Source organism: Loigolactobacillus binensis (assembly GCF_005405165.1).
In the GTDB taxonomy this organism is placed as follows: Bacteria; Bacillota; Bacilli; order Lactobacillales; family Lactobacillaceae; genus Loigolactobacillus; species Loigolactobacillus binensis.
Genome location: NZ_BJDN01000022.1, coordinates 1 through 25,066 on the forward strand (window position 1 = coordinate 1; position 25,066 = coordinate 25,066).

The window sequence follows — 25,066 nt, forward strand, 5'->3', positions numbered from 1 at the left end:
GCAACAAATGCGGACCAAACCAAGTAAAAAAACAGCATTAGAAGTTAAGTAACTTCTAACACTGTAAAATTGACTATCAACAGGATTTGACAGAGAGCCACACTTTTTTCATTGTGCTAAAAATGTTAACAGTACCTGATTAAAAGCAGCCGGCTGCTCAGCCATCACAATATGGCCAGCAGCGGCGATCACTTGGGCCTGTCCTAATGGTGCTAATGCAGCGGCAGCCGAAGCAAATAATGGATCAAAATACGGGCTTTTAGCCCCTGCGACAAACAAAATAGGACATTGTAGATCAGCAACAACATCCCGCCAGTTTTGGGTAGCGTGATCGATCAAAAAAGGAACGTTTAATTTAGCATCGTAGGGATACTGTTGTTTGATCGGCCGCATTAATTGGTAGGTTTCATCGTCAATATGCTTAAAAGTCGAACGACCTAAAGGCTGCTGCACATACGGATAGAAATTATCCCAGGTTAACTGTTTAAAACCATAAGGCCAATCTGCAGTATTGATCATTTGCGGCGGTTGATCAACGTCGATGATCTTAGCAATGTGTTGACTGCCATATAACGAAGCGTACGCAAAAATCGTGGCCGCCCCCATAGAATTGCCTAGCAAGATCACGTTTTCTAATTGCAAAGCAGCAAGCAATTCAGCTAAATCTTGTGCATGCCGTGAAATCCGCAAGCCTTTGGCCGTGTGCTCTGACTGACCTTGATTACGGCAATCGAAATTAACGACCCGATAACCAGCAGTCAGTAACGCACTGATCTGTTGCCGCCATAACTCCTTAACGCCACCTAAACCAGTTAGGATCACAACTGGTTGGCCACTACCTTGATCCGTGTAATCTAAAGTGACTTGATCCTTTGTTGTAAATTTCATTTTGCGCCTGCTTTCCAAACTTGATGATTAAGCCTATTTTAGCACATTGCGGTTAGATAGGCTGTGGCTATTCAAGTTAGTGGAAATGCGGTATGATAGTGTTGGTTCGTATCTTCGCATGTAAAATCGAACAACGAAAGGAGCCAAATTATTTGGCATTTAAAAAATTTCAAAATAGCAACGAAATTCGGCGCCTGATCAATCGACAAAATTTGATTCAAAAGCGTGCCGTTGCTATGATCAATCGCGGCACAGATAAAGGTAATCTGTACCAGAAATTGAATCAACGTGTCGGTATTAAGCGGCAAATGTCGCAAGCTACTATTAATGTTATGATGGATATCTTCCGAAACGAGCGCATCACTTCCATCCCCGATAATAGTTTCGTCGTCTTCGCACGGACCACCTTAAACGTACACGACGGCGAACCACAAGAATTATTGTTACAACTGAACAAACTCGACTCTTATACCTTATTTTTAGCGCCGAAACAGTCCAGTGAAAAAATTTTCAATACACCAAAACGGGGTTGGCTGATGACTTTGCGCGATGATGGTTGGATCCTAATGTTACCTGGACAGAACCCGAATCAAGGTATTCAACTAGTTCTACCTGAGGCTAGTGAGAATGAAGCAACTACAACCACCAGCAATAATTCCAGTAGTACCAATAGTGCGGCTAATTCAAAGGCACCAACGGCTAGCCATGCCCCACACAGTAATAACAAATCCGCGGCTAGTGCTGCAGCACAAAGCACTGGTAACACAGCACCAGTTAGCCACGCCAAACGTAGCCCCAAAGTAAGTTCCAAGGCTAGCCCTAAAGTAAAAAAACCGGCTGCTAATAGTGCCGGCAATCACGTCAGCAGTAATCAAGCAACTGTGAAGTCAACAGTAACAGCTACCAGTCACGCAGCTGACAGTGCCGCGCCAAGTCAGGTTTCAATGCCAGCCTACAGTGCAACCAATCACATGGTTAGTTCGGCAGCCGCAACTAAGCCGTTACCTGGTCCACGCGAAGCCGACGATTTGATCAAGGCCTTGGTCGAGTCTGGCCACCGCTACCGGGTAGTCGGCTTGGATTACGGTAAAATCAATATGATCACGGCTACCGATGGCATGGATAATTCCTTGCAGATCCCTGGCTCGATCATTTCCAAGCATATTTTAGATTACCAACATGAAATTCGCCAGCTACAACGCCAGACACAGACCTTAGATGATGATGTTGAATTGACCCGACTTTCTTACATGTTAAAACGTTACGTGCTTAAATCTTGTCGGAAAATCGTTAACCAATTGATCGCCCACTATGGCAGTGATGTGATCTATGTTACTGAATTACATCCTAGCTTAGACGTTAACAAAACACCTAACATTATTTTAAGTCCTGACTACTTCTATAAGGCTTTATTTACAATTCTTTTTGAATTGGTAGGTCAAAATTCGGCGATCATCCAAGTACCGAATAACGAAACCTCAATTATTTGTCCAGTTTGCGGCTTTACAAGTGCTGGCAATCGCCAAAAAGAAGTGCACACCTTCAAGTGTCTAAATTGTGGCTTTGAAAGTAATGACGACCAAGCCGCCGCAACGAACATCCGCCAACGTGGTTTGCGCTATATTTCTAATTTAACGAAAAATATGAATTTTGCAGTCCCCACACCTGAAGTCACTAATGTGGTGGCTCCAGAGGAAGTTTAATTTTTCACAATAATTAGGGTAATCCCTGATTAGCTCAAGGTAAAAAGCCATGCTTTTTACCTTTTTTATTAGGCGAATTTTATCATAGCAATGCCGGACGTTAAAATTAACCTTTCGTGTATTATTTCTCATGAGCGAAAGCCTTTTCAATCAGAGTCAAAATGAATTATACTAATATTACGATCTTGATAATATTATCAAATGATAACTATTATCATTTAGAGATGAATGTTTATCAGTTCCTAATTGACGCGCACATTTCGATGCTGTAAAGGAGGCTTTTCTAATGAAGGTCAGCATATTTACAACTTGCATGATGGATCTAATATCTCCCCAAGTTGGTAAAGATATGGTTGAAGTACTTGAACGCCTAGGCTGCACAGTTGATGTCCCCGAAAAACAAATTTGTTGTGGCCAGCCTACATTTAACTCCGGTTACGTTGAAGCAAGTTGGCCAGTAATGCACAATCAAATTGACGCTTTGGCTGCCATTGATTGTGACTACATTGTTTGTTCGGCCGGCTCATGTACCGCAATTATGAAGGAATATCCCACCCTGTTAGCAGATGATCCCACCGATCCCAATGGCCAATATATGGCCCAAGCCAAAATTCTAGCCGCTAAAATGTATGAATTCTCGCAATTTATTTGGCGCGTACTGGGCATCGCTGACTGTGGTGCGGAACTAACTACCGTGGCGACTTACCACCGTTCTTGCCATATGACCCGCTTGCTCGGCGAACGCGAAACGCCATTTTGGCTGTTGGAAAACGTTAAGGGTTTAGAAGTACGTCAATTAGCAGGCATCCAATACTGCTGCGGTTTTGGCGGAACTTTTTCCGTTAAGGAGTCAGCTATTTCCGAGTTAATGGTTACTGCTAAAGTCAGCCATGCTGAGGCCACTGGCGCCGCAGTTTTAATTTCTTGCGACCCTGGTTGTTTAATGAATATTGGCGGACGCTTCAATCGACTGGGCAAACCGATCAAAATCATGCATTTAGCCGAAGTGCTTAATCAAAATGTAGATGAAAGGCGGATCAGAAAAGTAAGTGAAGTCCCAACACCAGCGCCGGCACCATTTCCCTGAGTAAATCAAACCGGCAACCGCCAAAACAAGCAAGTTAATAGCCTGACCTGACCGTATCTTTTCATGAAGTAGGAGGTTAAAACTATGGGGTTAAAAACTAGCACCTTACCTTTCAATGAACGTATCGCCGCTGCTGCTCAAGATCAATTTGCCCACGCTTCTATTGCCAAGGCCCAAGACACCCAGTACGATAAACGTGAGAAAGCGCGTGCCGAGCTTGGTCATTGGCAAGATTGGCGCAAACTAGGGCAGTCCATTCGGCAACACGTTCTGCAATACCTACCTGATTATCTTGAAGAATTCAGCGATAACGTAGAAAAACGTGGTGGTCATGTTTTCTTTGCTCAGACAACTGAAGAGGCTAATCATTTTATTTTAGATGTGATCAAGCAACAAAACGGCCACCACGTGGTCAAGTCAAAATCAATGGTCACTGCTGAATTGGATCTGGATAAAAAATTACAAGCTTTGCCTGATGTATCAGTTCTTGAAACCGATCTGGCTGAATTTATTCTCCAAGAAGACGACTGGGATGAACCGTCGCACATTGTTTTCCCGGCTATCCATAAAGATCGTAACCAAGTTCATACCATCTTCCAGAAGTTAGGTTACACCGGTGACAATGATCCTAAACACATGGCTCGCTTTGCACGTCAATATTTACGCGAACGTTTTTTAGAAGCAGATATCGGCATCACCGGTTGTAACTTTGCCATCGCCGATTCTGGGATTATCAATTTGGATACCAACGAAGGTAACGCCGATCTAGCCGATTCAATTCCCGCGACCCAAATCGTTGTTATGGGGATGGAACGGTTGGTACCTAGTATGAAAGAAGCCGAGATCATGGATAATTTGCTGGCCCGTTCGGCAGTTGGCCAGAAATTAACCACCTATGTGACCTTCGAAGGGCAACAAAGTGTCGGTGAAAGTGACGGTCCAGCGAATTTTTACGTGGTGATCCTAGATAATCAGCGTTCGCAGGCTTTAGGCACTGAATTTCAAGAAATTCTTCAATGTATTCGCTGTGGGGCCTGCCTCAATGTTTGTCCAGTTTATCGGCAAATTGGTGGTCATGGCTATGGCTCACTTTATCCCGGACCAGTTGGCGCCGTTCTTTCGCCGATCCTTGGCGGTTATGAACAATTTGGCGAACTTCCCTTTGCTTCGAGTTTATGCGCCGCCTGCACCGAAACCTGCCCTGTTTTGATTCCTTTACACAATTTATTGATCAAACATCGCGAAGTCGAAACCGACCGCCTAAAAATGATGCATGGTTTCACTGATCTACAAATGAAAATGGTCGGCAAAGGAACCGCATCACCGTTTATGTTTAACACTATTCTACGTTTCAAACACTTAGGCCTGGCCCCCTGGACACATCAACGGCCAATGTCCGTTACAAATTTCTTTGCCTATGGCGGTGCTATGATCACTAACGGTCCTGGTATGGTCAGTGGTTGGACGGATGTCCGCGATTTACCTGCCCCACCAAAACATCAGGATGATTTTCGCGTTTGGTTTAAACAACACAAACAGCAACGAGGTGATACTAAATGACAATTCAGAATCGCGAACCATTTTTAGATCGACTAGCGCAGCGTTTAGGTCAGCCACGCCATCAATTAAGTGAACATCCTTACCAACAATTAAATGATCTACCGCAGCAAACCTTAAGCACCAAAACACCAGCTGAATTACTGACTATTGCACGCAAAAATAGTGAGGCCCTGCCGGTAACCTTTCACGAAGTGAGTCTGGCGGCATTACCACAACTACTGACCGATTACGTCGCTTATCAAGGTGGCGGCCCGCTATTATTACCAACAACTGAACAGTTCGTAAATTATCAGTTGACCGCTTGGCAAACCGCAATCGCGGCAAAACAGCAAGTCAATTACTGGCGGCCAGATGCTGACCGGGCCACTAATTTAAAAGCGGCCGAAATTGCCAACATTAGTATCAGTTTTGCCGACTTTCTATTGGCCGAATCAGGTACCATTACTGTGAGCAGTCATCCTGGTCAAGGCCGCGCCCTGCACTTTTTACCGACCCATTATTTAAGTATCGTCCCTCGTTCCCGCATTGTTGCCCGTTCGACACAGGCAATTGCTTGGTATCAACAGGAACAAGCCGCCGACCGATTAACTAGTTCCGCAATTCACTTTATTACTGGACCATCTAATTCTGGTGATATCGAAATGCAATTAGTCACCGGTGTTCACGGTCCCTTAGACGTTACTTACGTCGTCGTTGCTGATTAATTTTGTCGCTTTGGCCGCTAATTTAATGCCGCCAAAGCTATTTTTTTTATTTTAATTTAACAATTGCCCTAAAATCAGGTAAACTTACGTTATATTTATTAGAAAATGAGGTTATCCAATGGCAACTCAAACATTAAGCCAATTAGCAGATTATTTAGAAGAACATAACGATAAAATCAAAATCGGCGAAGAAGCATTCGATCCCCAACCAATTTACACCGCACTGGACCAACTTGCTATCTTAGCTAAACCGGTTCAAGATTACTTTACAGTTAGCGAAGATACCTACTATGAGCAAGAATCTGATCATTTATTGACCTTGCAAGGCGGTCAACGGCCGCTTAGTGAACTTAAAGACCGTATCATCGTGACCCATACTGACGGTGAATTAAGTGCTGGTGATCTACGTTACAATTATGCTCACGAGGATGCTTATAGTGCTGGCTATGATGTGCAAACTGATTTACACATTTTGACCTATGGCCTAGAAGTGATCGGGGCAACTGACAATTTAGATCATGAACAAGTTCAAAAAACACTAGCTAAAGATGCTGTTTTAAGTTTAGCCTTGGCAGCTAAAGCAGTCACAGACTGGCAGGCAGCTAAGTAAGGGATGGCTCGTAAGCAGACCATCACAGGCCAACCATGCTAACATTTGACCACAATTAACCTACAATAACACCATCGCGTCAGCGAAAGTAGTGGACAAGCTACTCTTGCTGGCGCGATTTGCTTGGTAAGCTAAATTTAGGGGCACAAACATCGAAAAGCTCCAACCAAATTAACCTGCGCAACTGCTTTAGTCAGCAGCCCGTATTATCTAAGTCGCAATATTGCCTTCTTTTAAAACTGACAAAAAAGAGTTCTACCGCTAAACAGTAGAACTCTTTATGACTATACCCTAAGCTTGTGCCGCAGCCACTGCAGTGATCGACTGTGCAACGGCTTCAGCACATAAACGGCCTTCGCGGATCCCCCAGATCACCAGACTGGGACCACGACGGGCATCGCCGGCAACATAGACTTGATCCTCATTAGTATTATAACTATCATAAATCTCATGAACACCAAACTGATCAAAAACATCAGTGGCCGCACCTGTGAACCCTAAAGCCAACAAAACTAGATCGGCCGGCATTTCCTGTTCCGTTCCCGCAATGGGTTGGAATTTCTTCACTTTGCTGGTGGTGATACTAGTCAACTTACCCGCAGTGGCATTAAAAGCGGTGGCGGTGGTTTCATATTGCGTGATCACATCACCAAACAGTTCTTGTGCCTCAGCCTGACCATAACCGTATTTAGTAACGTGCGGCCATTCTGGCCATGGGTTGTCGGCGCTACGTTCAGTCGGAGCAGCCGCGGTGATCTCCAACTGTTTAACATCAGCAGCACCTTGCCGAACAGCGGTCGCGATACAATCATTACCAGTATCGCCGCCACCGATCACAATTACTTTTTTACCAGCCAAACGCTGGGTAGCAGCAGTACCGTTGGCAACCACAGCTTTAGTCGCTGTGGTCAAAAAATCAACGGCAAATTGCACACCCGCTAAGTCGCGACCAGGTGCCTTAAGATCACGCGCAATGCCAGCGCCGATTGCTAAAATAACGCGGGTAAACTTCTGGCGTAATTCGGTGGCACTAATATCCTGTCCAACAGTGGTATTGATCACGAACTTAATGCCTACCTCCTTCATCAAATTGATCCGCCGCGCCACGATTTCTTTAGGCAACTTCATGTTAGGAATACCGTACATCGCTAAGCCGCCTGGCCGATCATTCCGTTCAAAAACGGTGACGCTATACCCTAATTGGTTAAGCCGCCAAGCTGCCGCTAAGCCGGATGGTCCGCTGCCAACCACCGCGATTGCAATACCATTGCGCCGCACCGGTAAGCCACTTTCCTTGACCCAGCCATATTTAAAAGCTTGTTCAATAATAAAACGTTCATTATTCCGAATTGTGATCCCCTGACCATTTAACGCTTCGTTACAGGAAACCTCACACGGTGCCGGACAAACATTACCTGTGAAATCAGGTAGTGAATTAGTTAAAGTCAAGCGTTCAAAGGCCTTCTTATCCTCCGAACGGTAAATTAAATCATTCCATTCCGGAATTAAATTATCGTTGGGGCAACCGCCAACTGCACGACCGCCACCGTAGAAAAAGCCGGAATGACAATGAGGTACCCCACAGTTCATACACCGCGCGGCCTGCCGCCGCCGTTCATCTTCCGGTAACTTTTCTTCCAACGCCGCAAAATCATGGATCCGCTCATAAATTGGTCGGTAAACGTCATCGCGCCGGGGATATTTCATAAAACCAAATGGATCAGCCATTGAATTTCCTCCTTCAAAATTTCAGTTGCTTTTAGAACCTAAAAGCTTACTTTGTGGTCTAATTTCAACAACCAGCCGCCACTGTTAAAATTAACTTGCTTTTAGTCAACTAAAAGTCGCTATACATTTTCGCCAGTCGCAATGGCAAAAGCCTTTTCCGCCAACTCGGTTTGTGGCGTGCCCTTCGCGGCTAAGTCCGCCATGATCTCGTTCATATGCCGGAAATCTTGGGGATAAACCTTAATAAAATGCTGTTGCTGATTAGACCAATCAGCTAGAATAGCTTTGGCCTTAGGTGATTCAGTATAATAAACATGCTTCTCCAATAATTGTTTTAAAATACTATCGTCGCCAGTTTCGCCAAGATGGAAGAGTTCCACCATTTCTTGGTTACAATTAGCAGCAAACTGATCCGTTGGGTCATAAACATAGGCGACCCCACCGGACATCCCGGCACCAAAGTTGCGGCCTGTACTGCCTAAAACGACAACAGTGCCAGCTGTCATGTACTCACAACCATGATCGCCGATACCTTCAACGACCACCTCTGCACCAGAATTACGAACACAGAAACGTTCACCAGCGCGACCATTAAAGAAAGCCTCACCAGCAGTGGCACCAAAGCAAGCCACATTACCAACGATCGGCGTTTGACTATAAAGCCGTTGCGCTTTGGCTGGTGCCTGGACGATCAAACGACCGCCGCTTAATCCTTTACCAACATAATCGTTGGCTTCACCAGTTAATTTCAATTCCAAACCTTGGGTAATGAAGGCCCCGAAGCTTTGACCCGCAACGCCGGTGTATTGATAGGATAAACGTCCTGCTGGCAAAGTTTGATTACCAAAGCGCGCTGCGATCCAACCACCGATACTGCCACCAACTGTCCGCATCACATTATTGATTGGTGCGCTGATCGTCGTCGGTTTAACGTCTTGCAAGGCTTGAGCTGCAAAAGCATCCAATTCAGGCTGCTGATCTTGTACTGCAAACGGGTCATTAGCTTTACGCTCAATGCCGATCGAGGTACTTAAAATACGGCTAAAGTCGAGGGACTTGGCCTTCCCTTTTGCCACAAACTTAGGCTGCAAGTTTTCGGTATGGCCGACCATTTCGTCAACCGTCCGATAACCTAACGCCGCCATTTGTTCCCGCAGATCCTGTGCCAAATAGCGCATACAGTTCATCACGTGTTCTGGCTTGCCGGCAAAGAATTTACGCAAAGCTGGATTCTGCGTGGCGATCCCCGTCGGACAAGTATTTAAACTGCAGACCCGCATCATAATACAGCCGATCGAGGCTAGGGTCAGCTGAGCAAAACTGAACTCTTCCGCACCCAGCATAATGGCCACCGCAATATCGCGGCCCGTCATTAATTTTCCATCAGTTTCCAACGTTGCCCGCTGGCGTAAGCGATTCAACGCCAATGTTTGGTGCGCTTCAGATAGTCCCATTTCCCATGGTAATCCTGCATCACGCACAGAATTTCGGGGAGCTGCGCCTGTGCCGCCATCATAACCAGAAATAACCACTTTATCAGCGCCGGCCTTGACAACGCCTGTGGCGATCGTACCGACTCCAGTACTGGCCACTAATTTTACCGTCACTTTAGCGTGCGGGTTGACCTGCTTCAAATCAAAGATCAATTGTTTCAGGTCTTCGATCGAATAAATATCATGATGCGGTGGCGGTGAGATCAAGCGCACACCAGGCACTGACCCACGGATCGCCGCGACCCACGGATAATTTTTCAGTCCCGGTAACTGGCCACCTTCGCCTGGTTTTGCCCCTTGCGCCATTTTGATCTGAATCTCTTCAGCGCTCATTAAATATTCCGTGTTGACACCAAAACGGGCGGACGCTACTTGTTTGATCTTGCTATTTAAATTGCGACCATCAGCTTGCGGCTTGAAACGATCACGTTGCTCACCGCCTTCGCCAGAATTACTTTTGGCACCAAGGGCATTCATTGCCGTCGCAATCGTCTCGTGAGCTTCTTCGGAAAGTGACCCATAACTCATTGCCCCGGACTTAAAGCGTTTAACAATGGCGCTGACCGGCTCAACTTCACTAAGGGGTACCGCCGGTTTAGTTGAATTGATCGTCCACAATGAACGTAACGTGGTTGGCGTTGCCAATTCTTCTTCCCGCATTTCCTTAGCGTATTCTTTGTATAACTCGTAATTGCCGCCACGAACGGCTTGCTGGAATTTGTATAAGGTCATCGGGTTATACAAATGGTGCTCACCTTCTGCTCGGAACTTGAAGCTCCCACCAGAGGGTAATGGATCATGCGCTTTAGGACCGTACGCTCGCTGGTAACGCGCTAAATATTCCTGCTCGATCTGTTCAAGAGATAGACCACCGATCCGACTAGCAGTCCCGGTAAAGTAACGTTCAACCACCGCTTGTGATAAGCCAACCGCTTCAAATAATTGCGCACCTTGATAACCAGCAATCGTTGAGATCCCCATTCGGCTCATGATTTTGATAATACCCTTTTCACAGGCCTGCCGGAAAGTTTCTACATGATCAGCCAGACCATAAGCACCTAGAGTTGCGTACGCCCCATAAGGATGGATCGCTGAGGCACCGTAACCGATCAAAGCCGCAAAATGGTGTACTTCACAAGCCTCACCAGTATCGACAATGATCGAGGCCTGCCCACGTTTGCCCTTAGCAACTAGATAGTTATTCAAACCAGCCACTGCTAACAACACTGGAATGATCAGCTTATCCTCGGTTGCCCCACGATCAGTTAGAATCAATAGCGTTGTGCCGGTATCGACAGCCGTTTCCGCTGTCTGGAAAAAGCTTTCCAACGCTTGCTCCAAACGGTTTGGGCGTTCTTTTTTGTCGTAGCACAAAGAAATTTCAGTTGCTTTAAAATCAGGCATGTCCAAATGCCGCAATCGTTCAAAATCACTGGAGCTTAGCATCGGTGTCGCCAATTTAATTTTTTTAGCATTTGCCGCAACATCTGCAGTTACTTCCGCATCACGCCCGATGAATAATTCGGTTCCGATCACTAATTTTTCACGGATCGCGTCGATCGGGGGATTGGTGACCTGAGCAAATTGTTGCTTGAAATAAGTAAACAGTGACTGGGGGCGCTCCGACAAAATCGCTAACGGTGAATCAAAACCCATGGAAATAATCGGCTCTTCGCCATTTTTGGCCATGGGCAGGATTGCTTCCCGAATAATATCATCAGTGTAGCCGTGCCGCCGCCACAAAGTTCGCAGTGCTGTTGGCGCCAAATTTTCGGTCACATCCGCTTGAGGTAAGCTATCTAAAGTCAATTGATTGTCTTGCAACCATTGTTTATAAGGATGCTGCTGCGCATAATGTGCCTTCAATTCGGCAGTGTGGTAGAAACGACCGGCAGCCGTGTCGACTAAGATCATATCGGCAGGACCAAGGATCCCCTTTTCTGCAATTGCTTCAGGAGCAACATCAACTGTACCGGCCTCGGAAGCAACCACTAGCAAATTATCCTTAGTCAACAAATAACGGGACGGTCGTAAACCATTGCGGTCTAAAGCAGCGCCCACCTGAATGCCGTCGGTAAAACAAAGAGCAGCAGGGCCATCCCATGGCGCCACAAAGCTGGCATTATATTCATCAAAGGCCCGTTGATCAGCCGGCAATTGTACTGCATCGCCCCACGCTTCAGGCACCATCATCATCAACGCTTGGGGAATATCACGGCCATTGCGGTAAAGATATTCAAGACAGTTCTCCAGCTTGGCTGAATCAGAATCTTCTTCGTTATAAACTTCAACACCATGACTGGCCATCCAGTTTTCAGCACCCTTTAAGGTGTTGATCTCACCGTTATGGGCGAGAAAACGGAACGGCTGGGCACGTTCCCAACTAGGAAACGTGTTGGTAGAAAAACGGGAGTGGATCAAGGCAATATTGGTTTGCATTGCAGGGTCATGTAAATCAGGGTAGAAGAGGCCCACCTGATAGGCGTGTAACATCCCCTTATAGCAAAGCGTTTGGCTGGATAAACTGACAATAGCAAATTCATCCGCCGCAAATATTTTTTCAAGCCGGCGCCGTAACTGATACAGTGCGTCTTCAAAAGGCCGACCAGCAGGAATATCATGGGGCCGCGTCACAAGTACCTGGGCAAAGCCTGGCATTACACGTTGCGCCGTAGGACCACAATTTTCATAAACATAAGGAACTGCACGTGTGCCCAGCACATTAAAACCAGCGTGACCAATCTCCGTAGTCACGGCCGCTAATTCAGCTGCTTTATCGGCCGGCTGTTGTGGCAAAAAGAACATCCCAACTGCATAATCGCCTGCTGCCGGCAGACTGAGGGCCTGCTCTTCAGCATATTTACGGAAAAAGGTGTCCGGTAGTGCCATTAGAATACCGGCACCATCGCCAGTATCCGGTTCAGCACCAGTTCCGCCGCGATGATTCATTCGCGCCAACATAGTTAGCGCCTGTTCAACTAATTGATGGCTATGTTCACCAGTTACCTGGGTTATAAAGCCCATCCCACAAGCTGCGTGTTCATAACGCGGTTCATAGAGGGTCTGCTCACGATTTATCATGAAATCCCACCTCGGGTTTGACTAAGATTAGAATATTTTAATTTTTATCTCATTTTAGTAGTCATTTTTATATTAATCAAGCTTTTTCAGAAAAAAACTTGATTTACGTTAACCGTTATATCTTTACAACTCAAAGATAACCAGTATTGCGCCTAAAAACGTAAAAAGTGACTAAATGAAAATAATTCTCATTTAGCTATGCTACCGACATCTACTCAATTACTTTATTATGAATTTTTACGGCGAAACAGACATTGCATTCCAGAGCAATGCAATATAGCTGAGAAAGCATGGACATTACAGTATAATTTAATTGTGAAAGGAATAATGTCACTATGGAAAAACACTAATCCACATAAAATTGGCCAGCGCACAAAAGCGCTTCGTTGAGGCAATCTATCTCTTACTGGCTGGTAGCCGCTGCCCACAAAGTTTAGGGGTCATCAAATAAAAAGTCGCCGTGCTTTTCATTTCAAGGAGAACTTAGTGGTAGTTCAATATCGAATTATTGATGTCGGACCACAACAATCGCATTTTTAAAACATTCAGACAATTTAAACCTAAATGAATTGAATAATTTTCTAGCCAGTTACCGCTTTGGATAGCTGGTTTTTATTTCCGCCATTACACATCGATCAAAAAAATAATCTTTTCCCTTAGCTTTAGTGGATAGCCTTAACTACCCTTATACTGGTATACTTATGGCGAATTAAGTTTTTCTAAAGGGGGAAATGGCCCGTGCAATTGACGTTGCAGGATATTACTTTAGCTTATGAACGACAACCACCTATTTTTACTCACTTCAATTGCACCGTACCTGATGGTGAACTGGTGGCGCTACTCGGGCCTAGTGGTAGTGGCAAAACCACGATCCTAAACTTGATCGCTGGTCTATTGACGCCAACTGCTGGGCAAGTGTTATTTGCCAACACCGATGTGACTAAGCAGAATGTGCGGACGCGTAATATCGGCATGGTCTTTCAGGACTACGCCTTGTACCCACATTTTAACGTACTGGACAACATCGCCTTTCCGCTTAAAATGGCCCACGTCAAAAAGGCCCGCCGGCAACAGCGGGTCCGTGAACTAGCACAGTTAGTTCACGTTACTGAGCTAGTGGACAAATTCCCTAGTATGTTGTCTGGTGGGCAGCAACAACGGGTGGCGATCGCACGGGCGTTGGCGAAGAATCCGGCGATTTTATTGTTGGACGAACCCTTGTCCAACTTGGACGCAGCGTTACGGAACGAATTACGGGATGAGATTCGCCGCATTCAGCAGGCCATTGGGATCACCACGCTATTCGTCACCCATGACCAAGCGGATGCATTGCGGATCGCGGATAAGATCATTGTTTTAGCCAATGGCCAATTGCAACAAAGTGGTACCGGTACTGACTTATATCGCCGGCCGCGGAATCTTTTCGTTGCGCAATTTATCGGCACACCGCAGATCAATACATTACCAATTGCCGCGCTACTACCTTACATCACTACGGCAGTTCCTACTACTATATTGGCACAAACTGCTATGGTCGGTATCCGTAGTGAAGCTATTTCACTTACACCAACCGACAAAATCGTATTGACCAAATTGCCAGTGACGGTGACCAAGCAGGAACAACTGGGTCGTGAAGTACAAACATACAGTCGCTACCAAAAATATGATCTGATCAGCACTGCAATTCCAGTGCTTACACCCCTACCGCAAAGCGCACCACTTTACATAACGGCAAAAGGTTGCTACTTATTTGCCAGCGACGGCACTTGTATTTGGGCAGGTGGTGACGCATGATCAACGCAAAACCGACGCTGAGGTCAACCTTGCACGCGCTACTTTATTTAGCGCCGCTGTTGCTTATCACCGCCACCTTCACTATCTGGCCAGTGATCAATTCATTTCTGATGAGTTGCTACACAAAATACAATTACTTCACTGATCACGTTGGGGCGCTTGGCGGCGCTGACTTTGTTTATCTGTGGCACGACCCTGACTTTCACTTAGCGGTGCGCAACACGTTGATCTTAGTCGGTGGCGTGGTGCCGCTGACGGTACTGTTAGCTTTAGGGGCCGCGCTACTGCTTAATCGGATCAACTGGTTAGCCGGCTTTTTTCAGGCGCTTTACTTTCTGCCGTTTGTCACGTCAACGGTGGCGCTGGCTTTGGTCTGGAATTGGATCTTTCACCGCGATAACGGCCTGCTTAATTTGCTTTTAAGTTGGCTGGGTATTGCCCCAATCGATTGGCTGAACGATCCGCGCTATTCCTTGCTGGCATTGATCATCGTCTGTATTTGGCGCGGCCTTGGTTTCAGCGTGATCTTGTTTCTGGCTGGCCTAAATAACATTGACCAGCGTTACTATCAAGCAGCCAGTATTGATGGCGCCAGCTCCGGTCAGATATTGCGCCAGATCACCCTGCCGCTGTTGACGCCGACCACCGTTTTGATCACGATCAACGCGATCATTGCTAATTTCAAAGTTTTCGATCAAGTCTACGCGCTGTTTCATGGTAGCGCCGGCCCAGCCAACGCCGATCTGACGATGATGTATTACCTTTACCAGAAGTTTTACATTGAGCATCAATATCCAGTGGCCGCCGCCAGTGGCGTGATTTTATTCGGCCTGATCGTTAGCCTGACCGCCCTATCATTCTGGTATTTCCACCGGCGCAGCTTGCGTTTAGGGGGTGGCCGCTGATGAAACAATTCGTTAAAAATGGAATCAGCTACTTACTGCTGACACTAGGGGCATTGATGCTAATATTGCCCTTTATCTGGATGTTGGTCACTAGCGTGCAGACGCCAGCAGCGGCACTGGCGGTGCCACCCGTGTGGTTGCCGCGCTCATTACAATGGACTAACTATATTCAAGCATGGCACGCTGCACCCTTTACCCGCTATCTGCTTAACTCAGTGCTGGTCACCGGCACGACCACGATTGGCCAGTTAGTGACTAGTATTCTCGCGGCCTTTGCTTTTACCCACCTGCAGTTTTACGGTCGCCGCATCTTGTTTGCGCTTTTGATCAGCACAATGATGGTGCCCGGTGAGTTACTGCTCATACCTAACTTCGTCACGTTAGCGCATTTACATTGGCTCGATACTTACGCCGCGCTGATCATCCCGTGGTTGACTAGCGTTTTCGCGATGTTTGCGTTGCGCCAAGCTTTTGCCGCACAACCGCGCACAAGATACTACGCCGCCTGCATCGATGGCGCGAGCAATTGGCAGTATTTGTGGCAGATCTTGGTGCCGGCTAATCGGACGACGATCGCCGCCGTGGCGATCTTACAAACGATTGGCGCTTGGAACGCCTTTATGTGGCCGCTAATCGTCACTAATTCAGAACTGTTGTGGACCTTGCCGGTGGGACTGACCGCCTTTACCAGCGACGCCGGCACCAACTACCCACTATTAATGGCGGCCACCGTGCTGGTCATTCTGCCACTACTACTCGTGTACCTTTTGCTACAAAAATATATCATTACTGGGATCACCAAAGCTAAATTAAGTGCTGGTGCTGGCAGACAAACGCCAACGACCAGCACCATTAAAAGGGAGAACATCATATGAAACGATTACGTCAACTGCTGCTACTGGGACTTTGCCTACTGACCACCGCCACCTTACTTAGTGCCTGCGTGAACCACCAAAAAAGTAGCGCCAACCCGCGGGTCACGGTCACCTTCTGGCACGGCATGACCGGCGCCAATAAAACCACACTAAACAAACTGATCCACGACTTTAATCAGTCGCAAACTAAGTACAAAGTTGTCGGCCGCTCGCAAGGCAACTTCAGTAATCTGCAACAAAAGATCACCGCAGCCGCTAAGTCGAAAACGTTGCCGACGATCGCGCAAACCACTTACACCAATGTGCCGGACTACGTGGCCGGCGGCTTCGTCACTTCATTTGATCCCTACCTTAGCCAGTCGACGCTTAGCGATATTTACCCGGCGTTTCTGCAAGCCAATAAATATCACGGCAAGTACTACACCTTACCCTTCTCAAAATCAGCCCGGGTGCTGTTTTATAACCAAGACTTACTTAAACAGGAAGGCTTGAGCTTACCGCAAACTTGGGGTGACATTCAAAAAATGGGCCCAGCATTGAAGGCTAAAGGTCTGACCACCATGGTATTTGATCAAAGCTATGACGCTGAACTGGACGGTTTAGTCGCCCAAAGTGGTGGCCACTTATATCCGCTTAACGGTAAGGTCACCCTTGACCATAAGCAAACCGTAGCCGCCACCCACGTTATCTGGGACATGCTGCAAAACAAAACCGCAACCACCGCCGGCAATGACGGCTATGGCAGCACCAAGTTCTTCGCAGGAAAAACGCTATTCTACAGCGGTTCATCAGCCGGTATTTCCGTCATGCAAGCTAGCACACCCAAAGGCATGCACTGGGCCACGGCGCCACTACCTAGCTATCACGGCAAACAAGCCACGGCAATTTCCTGCAATGACATCGCGCTATTCAAATCAGCCTCAACCGCTCAACGCAAAGGCGGTGCCGCCTTCGTGAAATTCCTTATGCGTAAAAAGCAGACCATCTACTGGGCCGAAAAAACTGGCTACGTTCCCTTGGTCAAATCAGCGCAAAAAAATAAAGGCTACCACCAATACCTAGCCAAGAATCCTACGGCTAAAGCCGCCGTTGGCTCGCTGGACTTTGGTTTCCAAGACGCCACCTTCCCCGGTTACTATCAATCGCGGTTGGCGCTGTTAAAAACGATCGACGCCATGACCACCGAGCAAGTCAGTCCTGAAAAAGCATTGTCGCATTTACAAACACAAATGACCAAGATCATTAAAGCGGCCCAATAATAAATAAAACGAGCAGTAAGTCACCACGTCAAAATGGTGACTTACTGCTCGTTTTAATATCTAGCGCGTGGCGTTTCCCAAGTGCGCACGCTTAAATTTTTGGCCCTAACAGTTTTAAGCAAATTCGCTTAAACGCGGCGTTTCTTGCTATAAGCGCCTAAACCCAGTGTGCTTAACAATAACAGCCCGATCACCGTTAAATAACTTTGCTTGGCATCATTCGTTTGCGGCAAGGCTTGCCCGACAAGTTGTTGACTACGTGCGGTTTTAGCCAAATCAAAATTAATTGTCGTTGCAGCCACACCAGCAATTACTGTGCGGTTGCTGGTGTGACTTTCTTTGTTAATACAAAGAAGCCATTATCTTTGTCCTTACTAAAGGTAAACTTAGTAGATTCGCTTTGCTCCAGTAAAGAGTAGCTTTTAAGCGCATCCCGAATTATTTCCTTACGAATTGCTAATTCTTTATCATTTGGATAAAGTTTTGCATGTAATTCTCTTTCTCTTGGATTAATAACCACACCATCTGCGGAGTTGATCCAACTAAGTTCGTTTTCATTCTTCCAAAAGCGATACAGAAATGTTGCTGGTGTTTCCATATCAGCCACATATGCACCAACTTCAGCAACGATTCTTTTATTAATATCATGGTAATCAGTTAATGAAGAAAATAATTCTGTTAAGGCAGTTTTATCTCGAATTAGCTTTTCAGCAACTGCTAGCTGACTTAAGTTTTCAGCAAATGCAATCAATAACTTAACGACTTCATTTTTGTGTTGCTGAATTTGATCCCGATTTTCCTGCTGTAAATAATTGATCAGCGTTTTTAATTTTCGTCGTATGTTGGTTGCATTATTTAAGGTATTTCTTACATTAGCTTCATATTTATGTCGAAACAATATGGGTGACGCTAACGCGAGTTTACTCCACAGATCCTTCAAGTCACCACGAAACTCTTGCTCAAAACCAGTTATTTCTTGTTGCATATAGTTATAATCAATCCGTAATCTTTTACTCTCATCAATTTCATTCTGACTTTGTACAACCTTGTATCTAAATTCATCATCCAATAACAAATGGAATTCATCTGCTAAATTCAACATTTGTTCAATTGCTTCTAATGCTGTACTCCGTTTTATTTGATAATATCTAATGCCCGCAATTGCCAGTGAAACAACGACACCAATCGCTTGTATCCAGTCTGCCCATACTCCCACGATCCAATCACTCCTATATGATAGCGATTATTTTTACTAAAAATTATAAATACTATTTTTTGACACACTAACGTTATAATATCCAAATGAATTGTAGCCCAACTAATCGTCTGTATTTGAATCAGCAATTTTGTCAAAACCAGTCTGTAAGGTTTGATTTGCTGAACTAATAAAGTTGTAAACACGATGATTATCTTGTGAAACTAAAACATCTGGTTTCCCATTACGAAGAATATACAGATAGATAATCGTCTTCTTCATGCTTATACACCGCTACTGTCACTACTTGATTGTCTATTTACCATCCAGTCACGGCGCTAGATACCAATTAAAACATTGAAGAAAATTGACTAACTAAACTCTGACCAAAAATAGAAAACAGGATGAATAATACGATTTCAAGGACAATCATTGCAACCACAATCAGATAAACACTATCGAATCCAGTACGCGGCTGTGGAATCGCGATTGATTGCATAAAACCGATCACGAAAATACTTGCCCCCAGGCTAATTACCAATACAGATAATAATTGTACGAAGCCACCCATTAGACTGAAAAGCATCACGCAGATCACCAAAATTATATTCAAATTACAACGATGCATCAGGTCAGTAGTGTAATCAAAATAGCTAAGTGATTCTTTTTGAGCCCATTTACGAAATATAAATCCAACCAAACCTAAAGCCAGCATGCCAACAATTAACAATAAAAAGAATTTAAAATACACGGTTATGGCATTACTCTGAACCGTATTATTAACCGAATCAGCTGTACTACTGCCACCAAATATACCTAAGATGGAACTAGATGCATTCTCAACTGTATTAACACCGGCTTGAGCAGTTCTACCAACTGCGATACTTCCTATCAGTGCCCATGCTGCCATGGAAATGATACCAAACCACCGATTGAATTGACCCACAACTACTTGAGATGGCTTTTTCCACGAATCAACTAAATAATTCCAATAACCACGACTGGATTGCTTGAATTGCGCCACTTGTTCAGCTCGTAACTGTGCTTGAACCTGCCGCTGTCGTTCTACTTCCGCCTGAATCGCTGGATCAGCTTGCTCTTGTTGATTACTTTGTGACTGTGCCTCCGTCTGTGCGGATTCGGTTGTTTGTGAACGATTACCAGTTTGACCTTTAAGTGGTGTTCCACAAGTCGTACAGAATTTTGCAGCGGCGTCATTAGTTGCACCGCATTTTGGACAAGTTTGCATGAATAAAATCTCTCCCTTTTTTTACTTTCTCGTTGTTGCTATGTGCAGCTGACTACAGCATACAAAAGGCAACTGTCATAAAATGGCACTGAAAGTGTTTTAAATAAATTTTGCTAGTTAATCGTCGCTACTATCGGTATCACTATCACTGGTGCCACCGATATGCTCGTCAGATATCTTAGTACTTGGTGCGATCGACGTAATTTTATAGCCGGTTCCTGACTTTTCAACAATGGCCTTATACTCAAATACCTGAACATGCTGACCTGCATCACTATCATCATCGTTGGACTGATTATCAAAAGTAAACGTGACACGGTAGACGACAGTCGCCTGATTACGTTTATACGGATAGACGTGTTTCACGTCGGTATCATAACTGACACCAGTGATAGTATCATCCTTATAGTAACCTTTAGCCATTGCCACTAAGGCGTTATATTCCGTATTTGCAGCACCGCCGACAAAATAACTGGATAATGATTGATCATCTGCCCCATAATCCCCTGGTAGCTCACCGGTACTAGAGATCGTGTCCACACCATAAAAAATTGATTGAATCATACTGTCGGCATTCACATGACTGATCACACCAGGATAGGCGACCTTAACACTACTATCAGCATCAGCTTCAGTAATGTGGCGTACCTTAGATGTTAAAGTTCCCGCAGTCGATTTATAAGTTTCAGTTAGCCGCATATTACTAGACCAAGGAAGGTCAACCAAGCTTAGTTCACCAGCACTACCAATTACGCCTTCATTCTTACCATTGATCTGTACTGTAGCATCAGGATAGCCTAAAGCTTCAAAAGAAATTGTTTTGATCGGCAACGCAAAATTCCGATTATTCGAAGTAATATGATAAGTTCCAGCATTACTTAACTGCTGTTTATTAACAATTGCAGTGGCCTTCAGCTTATACGTACCAGGCACCAGTGGCCCTAGACTCTTGGCCGTCGTAGCATTAGCGGTATATGCTTTTTTGCCATTTAAATAGATGGCCGTATGATCACGATTGGTCGTCACTTTAGGATAAACAGCTTTAATTGCAATTTTGTAGCGATCAAAAACCAACCAAGCCTTACCGCTCTGCTTAAAAGTAAAATCACCATCATATGTAGTCGCCGAAACTGATCCTAACTGCGTTTTAAGATCCGCCAACGCCTCCTTGTTTTGCTGCATATAAGTCACCATAGGCTGTAACTTGGCATGATTTAATTTCAAGTTAACGTCACTAGTAGTAAAATAGTCCGCATCATCCTTACTATTCTTTCGAATTGCAGTGATTGCTCGATCCAGTTGTTTCTCTTTTGAATAATAGTTACTACCAAACATGTAGCCCCCAATTAATAGCACGGCTACTACAGCAACAACTCCTAATAGCCATTTATTAGCGGTCTTCATCGGTGGACGCTTAACTGCTGTTACAGCAGTTGCTTGAGTCGCTCTAGTTGCCGTTTTAGTATTTACTGGTTGTTGTTTAAAAGCATAACCACAATTGCCACAAAATTGTTCTCCGGCAGTAACAGGCTGTCCGCAATTGGGACAAAACCGTTTTTTGTTTTTATTATCCATATTTATTCACCTAATCATTTCCAAAAAATTACTTAAACCCCAAATCAGCTTACTTAGTTTCTTTCACTTTTTTGTTTCTCTGGATGTGTTGTTGTCACTCCCTCCAAAGTAATCTAATTACACTGTTCCTCTCCAAATAAGCTATTACAAATTGACCGCTACAGCAGACGGGTACATGTTGGAATTCAGCACACTATCCCCTTCGCAAAAGTAATGATGCGGTCACACTTGATATTTTATTTGGCCTGCAACGCGACGGAGGCATGAGTTGTTGTAAATTAGGTATGCCAGCAAATTGAAATTACTTGCCAGTGAGAATGCTTATCTTTGAACCGTTGCAGAAGATGGCCCATAAAATGATTGATCTTCAAGTAACGTAAATCCACCTTGAAGACTTCCGTATTGTGCAGTGATGAATACTGATCCATCTGAATGTGGTGTTAAAGTAAAGATATCTCTGCCTCTAGCACCTGGATAAGTATCCATTTCAAAGCCCCCACCGGCAGTTTGATGACTGCCACGTGAAGATTGCTTTGCTGAATCAGCATTAAAGTCAGTAAAGCCTCCCTTTTGAATCAGTGCAGAAGCTTCGTCAAAAGTTATCGGCCTGATTGATTCTGAACTGCTCGAAGCAGCATTGACGGCAGATGAACTAGTAGCAGTAGCGCCAGTACTATTTGCAGTAACTGAGCTGGAGCCTGCTGAATCAGAACTACTTGAAACCGTTTCTGCAGTGGAACTGGTTACCGAACTTGAAGTCGAAGCAGTTGAACTGGACACTTTGCTAGATGCTTTACTTGCTTTTTTAGCGGCCTTTTTCTTTTGGACAACACTACTCGTATCCTTTTTGGTTGTACTTGAATTTTTAGTCGTATTGCCACATGCCGCAAGTGACAGCGTCGTTAATAAAGTAATCCCAACGGTAAACATTTTTTTCATAATAGCTGCTCCCCCAAATTTTCTACCTTTAGCGTCATTAGCTTTCGAACTGATAACACTTATTACTTCCTCACCTGAAGTTACATTGCAAGCTTTAACAAGCAAGTTGTTTGGATTAAAGATTGTAGAAATCATTCATTCGTTGGCGCATCAACCATTCAGGCACATTGGCCAAGCGTGCCGCAGTTCTATCAAGAATGCTCAACCGCGGTGTATTGAAAATCATATTTTTATTATTGTGGGCATCAACAACATCAAGTAGCGCTGCATCTTGTTCTTCCGCTATTTGTGTGACGCGGTCAACTAAATCTGCCGGCAACAACAAATTAGCCGCCAACTTATCGACCGTCCACTTCGACATTGCGGCTTCATTTTGACTAAAGTCAGGCACATATTCGGCAATGTTTAAGATATAAGTGGCCAGCCCTTGACCTACCAACCACGCTTGTTCGGGGAAGGTGACTTTTTGATCAGCTACGATCAGCGTTGCCGCCACTGCACGCTGACCCTGGCCAAGTACTTCTTTTTGTGGGTATAGCGAAAATCCGACTTTTAACTCGCGACTATAATTGATCCGGACTTGTAATGCTTGAGCTAAACCCAATAGATCAACACAAGTCGCTTGATTAGACGCGCGTAAATGACCGAAATAATTCAACATTTCCGGAAAATCGCGCACGATATCACCATAGATATATTCACCAGAAGCATAGTTTTCTTCTACTGGCGCTTTTTTATCATCGTCAGTGGCAGCCGTTGCTAAATCAGGTTCTGTTACGGTTGCGGCCGCGCGAACGAACTCCGTTATTTTTTTCTGTTTCTTTTTTGAATTTTTCTTATGCTTTTTATCTTTACTCATTCTGCCTGTACTCCTTTGTTTAAACGATTAGTCTAATGGTAATTGCCGTAACCGTTCTGCGATCGCGGCCATTTTTTCATACGACAACATGCTGGCATAATGGTCGATTTCTTCACATTTAATGGTGCCTAAATTCAAGACACCTCGTTGCACCATAATTTTGACTAATTTCTCGGCTGCACGACCAAAAATAATCAAATATTGTGGTTGAACCAAATCAAGTTCTTCCTGTAACATAGCAGCACTTGCAGCAAATTTATCAGCATTTTCAGGTTCAGTGATTTCTTTCAGTGCAGTTGGGGCATTGGTTTCTGGAAAGTTCTTGATGGCATCAGTCATATAGCTACCCGCAAATGGTGTGTCCAACAACATTTTAGCCGCCTTATAATCTTGACTATTCGGCGTTATATCATGGAAATTGGCCCAATCGTCATCACTGCACGGCCCACGGTCTGACCAATTTAACGCCAGCGCAACGCCGACACTAGTTAAATACGTTTGCCGAAAAGTGGCATCGGCCAGTTGTGGTGCAAATGAATCAATCCCACAATCGACTGTGCGTAGTTTCTGTCCGGCTGCCGACTGCTGCCAAAGTGCCCAGCTACCGTATTTTCCGTATTTCGCCTGTAAAGCGGTATAAGTTGCGTCACTAATTTGATTATTATTCATTTTTTCTCCTCACTTACTTTGTTTGCTGTTCTATACAACTGATTACAGCGCTTTTTTTGATTAAAAATTGTAAACATCATTGATACGTTGACGCATCAACCATTCTGGTACGTTAGCCAAGCGGGCTGCGGTTTTATCAACAATACTTAAATGCGGTGTATTAAAACTTAAATGACGGTTATGCGCGTCAACGGTATCCAGCAACGCCGCATTCAATTTTTCGGCTAATTCAGTAGCTCGTACGACCAAATCTTCCGGCAATAGCAACTCACTGGCCAACTTATCAACGTTCCATTTGGTCATTGCGGCTTCATTTTCACTAAAGTCAGGCACATATTCGGCAACGTTTAAAATATAAGTTGCTAGTCCCTTACCAATCAACCACGCCTGTTCGGGGAAAGTCACTTGCTGGTCAGTCACGACTAAGGTAGCCGCTACAGCACGCCGGCCATGCCCCAGCACCTCTTTTTGCGGATAAAGTGAGAAGCCAACTTCCAGCTTGCTACTATAGTCAATGCGCACTTGCAGCGATTGCGCTAAGCCTAATAAATCAATACAAGTTACTTTAGTCGACAAAGCCAAATGACCTAAATAATCGGCCATTTCCGGAAAATCACGAATGATATCAACGTAGGCATATTCGGCAGAAATAAATTCACTTTCCTCCGGCGTTTCTTCGCTAGGCGCATCAGCAGTATCAGTTACTGTCAAATCAGGTTCTTCAACTGTCACCGCTGCACGAACAAATTCCGTTTCCTTTTTCTGCCGCTTCTTTGAATCTTTCTGGTGTTTTTTCGCTTTACTCATTCTGCGCACACTCCTTTAATAAAAATCGTGTCACTTACTATCCTTGATAACACAAGCTTAGCAAAGGGGCGCGTCACATATTGACA

Annotated in this window: 21 protein-coding genes; 9 read left to right on the top strand and 12 right to left on the bottom strand. The window is 44.9% G+C overall.

Annotated elements, in window-relative coordinates; all coding sequences use genetic code 11:
• Positions 1-108 precede the first annotated feature (108 nt).
• Positions 109-888: an alpha/beta fold hydrolase gene (locus FFM78_RS09965; RefSeq protein WP_137638293.1), complete on the bottom strand. Its 780-nt coding sequence runs from the start codon at positions 886-888 to the stop codon at positions 109-111.
• 152 nt (positions 889-1,040) lie between these two features.
• Here FFM78_RS09965 and FFM78_RS09970 point away from each other — a divergent pair, with 152 nt between their 5' ends.
• The 5 genes from FFM78_RS09970 (at position 1,041) to FFM78_RS09990 (ending at position 6,552) form a co-directional block, all read left to right on the top strand.
• A complete protein-coding gene (locus FFM78_RS09970; protein ID WP_137638294.1) occupies positions 1,041-2,591 on the top strand; it encodes a zinc ribbon domain-containing protein in 1,551 nt (516 codons plus the stop codon).
• A 286-nt stretch (positions 2,592-2,877) separates the two neighbouring features.
• Complete coding sequence (locus tag FFM78_RS09975; RefSeq protein ID WP_137638295.1) at positions 2,878-3,678, top strand: (Fe-S)-binding protein; 801 nt, start codon at positions 2,878-2,880, stop codon at positions 3,676-3,678.
• 84 nt (positions 3,679-3,762) lie between these two features.
• Positions 3,763-5,238 (top strand): LutB/LldF family L-lactate oxidation iron-sulfur protein, encoded by a 1,476-nt coding sequence (locus FFM78_RS09980; protein WP_137638296.1) that lies wholly within the window; start codon positions 3,763-3,765, stop codon positions 5,236-5,238.
• Positions 5,235-5,942: a LutC/YkgG family protein gene (locus tag FFM78_RS09985; protein WP_137638297.1), complete on the top strand. Its 708-nt coding sequence runs from the start codon at positions 5,235-5,237 to the stop codon at positions 5,940-5,942. The genes FFM78_RS09980 and FFM78_RS09985 overlap by 4 nt, the downstream gene beginning before the upstream one ends.
• 118 nt (positions 5,943-6,060) lie before the next feature.
• Entirely contained in the window at positions 6,061-6,552 is a 492-nt protein-coding gene (locus FFM78_RS09990) for a hypothetical protein (RefSeq protein WP_137638298.1), read from the top strand.
• A 291-nt stretch (positions 6,553-6,843) separates the two neighbouring features.
• Here the strand turns inward: FFM78_RS09990 and FFM78_RS09995 are convergent, their stop codons facing one another.
• Complete coding sequence (locus tag FFM78_RS09995; protein ID WP_137638299.1) at positions 6,844-8,280, bottom strand: glutamate synthase subunit beta; 1,437 nt, start codon at positions 8,278-8,280, stop codon at positions 6,844-6,846.
• Positions 8,281-8,399: 119 nt separating this feature from the next.
• Positions 8,400-12,854: a glutamate synthase large subunit gene (gltB, locus tag FFM78_RS10000; protein WP_137638300.1), complete on the bottom strand. Its 4,455-nt coding sequence runs from the start codon at positions 12,852-12,854 to the stop codon at positions 8,400-8,402.
• Between the two features lie 738 nt (positions 12,855-13,592).
• On the opposite strand from gltB, the gene FFM78_RS10005 reads away from it, so the two are divergent.
• The 4 genes from FFM78_RS10005 to FFM78_RS10020 are packed head-to-tail and all read left to right on the top strand — an operon-like array spanning position 13,593 to position 17,687.
• On the top strand, positions 13,593-14,648 hold the full coding sequence (locus tag FFM78_RS10005; protein ID WP_137638301.1) for an ABC transporter ATP-binding protein: 1,056 nt from the start codon (positions 13,593-13,595) through the stop codon (positions 14,646-14,648).
• Entirely contained in the window at positions 14,645-15,553 is a 909-nt protein-coding gene (locus tag FFM78_RS10010) for a carbohydrate ABC transporter permease (protein ID WP_137638302.1), read from the top strand. The genes FFM78_RS10005 and FFM78_RS10010 overlap by 4 nt, the downstream gene beginning before the upstream one ends.
• On the top strand, positions 15,553-16,428 hold the full coding sequence (locus FFM78_RS10015) for a carbohydrate ABC transporter permease (protein ID WP_137638303.1): 876 nt from the start codon (positions 15,553-15,555) through the stop codon (positions 16,426-16,428). The genes FFM78_RS10010 and FFM78_RS10015 overlap by 1 nt, the downstream gene beginning before the upstream one ends.
• Positions 16,425-17,687, top strand: coding sequence for an ABC transporter substrate-binding protein (locus FFM78_RS10020; protein WP_137638304.1), 1,263 nt, complete (start codon positions 16,425-16,427; stop codon positions 17,685-17,687). The genes FFM78_RS10015 and FFM78_RS10020 overlap by 4 nt, the downstream gene beginning before the upstream one ends.
• Positions 17,688-17,815: 128 nt before the next feature.
• On the opposite strand, the gene FFM78_RS10025 is transcribed toward FFM78_RS10020, so the two are convergent.
• From FFM78_RS10025 to FFM78_RS10065, 9 genes are all read right to left on the bottom strand, one after another.
• Entirely contained in the window at positions 17,816-17,989 is a 174-nt protein-coding gene (locus FFM78_RS10025; RefSeq protein ID WP_171001875.1) for an LPXTG cell wall anchor domain-containing protein, read from the bottom strand.
• Positions 17,990-17,997: 8 nt separating this feature from the next.
• A complete protein-coding gene (locus tag FFM78_RS10030) occupies positions 17,998-18,903 on the bottom strand; it encodes a hypothetical protein (RefSeq protein WP_137638306.1) in 906 nt (301 codons plus the stop codon).
• Positions 18,904-19,005: 102 nt separating this feature from the next.
• Positions 19,006-19,164, bottom strand: coding sequence for a DUF4767 domain-containing protein (locus FFM78_RS14190; protein ID WP_137638307.1), 159 nt, complete (start codon positions 19,162-19,164; stop codon positions 19,006-19,008).
• A 67-nt stretch (positions 19,165-19,231) separates the two neighbouring features.
• Positions 19,232-20,131: a zinc ribbon domain-containing protein gene (locus tag FFM78_RS10040; protein WP_137638308.1), complete on the bottom strand. Its 900-nt coding sequence runs from the start codon at positions 20,129-20,131 to the stop codon at positions 19,232-19,234.
• 117 nt (positions 20,132-20,248) lie between these two features.
• Positions 20,249-21,706, bottom strand: a complete 1,458-nt coding sequence (locus tag FFM78_RS10045; RefSeq protein ID WP_137638309.1) for a zinc ribbon domain-containing protein — start codon at positions 21,704-21,706, stop codon at positions 20,249-20,251.
• A 321-nt stretch (positions 21,707-22,027) separates the two neighbouring features.
• The gene (locus tag FFM78_RS10050; protein WP_137638310.1) at positions 22,028-22,780 is read right to left on the bottom strand and encodes a hypothetical protein; all 753 of its coding nucleotides are present in this window, start codon (positions 22,778-22,780) and stop codon (positions 22,028-22,030) included.
• Positions 22,761-23,504 carry a hypothetical protein gene (locus FFM78_RS10055; RefSeq protein WP_137638311.1) on the bottom strand — a complete coding sequence of 248 codons (744 nt, stop codon included), beginning with the start codon at positions 23,502-23,504 and terminating at the stop codon, positions 22,761-22,763. The genes FFM78_RS10050 and FFM78_RS10055 overlap by 20 nt, the downstream gene beginning before the upstream one ends.
• 27 nt (positions 23,505-23,531) lie before the next feature.
• Positions 23,532-24,173 carry a uracil-DNA glycosylase family protein gene (locus FFM78_RS10060; protein WP_137638312.1) on the bottom strand — a complete coding sequence of 214 codons (642 nt, stop codon included), beginning with the start codon at positions 24,171-24,173 and terminating at the stop codon, positions 23,532-23,534.
• Positions 24,174-24,233: 60 nt separating this feature from the next.
• Positions 24,234-24,980, bottom strand: a complete 747-nt coding sequence (locus tag FFM78_RS10065; RefSeq protein ID WP_137638313.1) for a hypothetical protein — start codon at positions 24,978-24,980, stop codon at positions 24,234-24,236.
• Positions 24,981-25,066 lie beyond the last annotated feature (86 nt).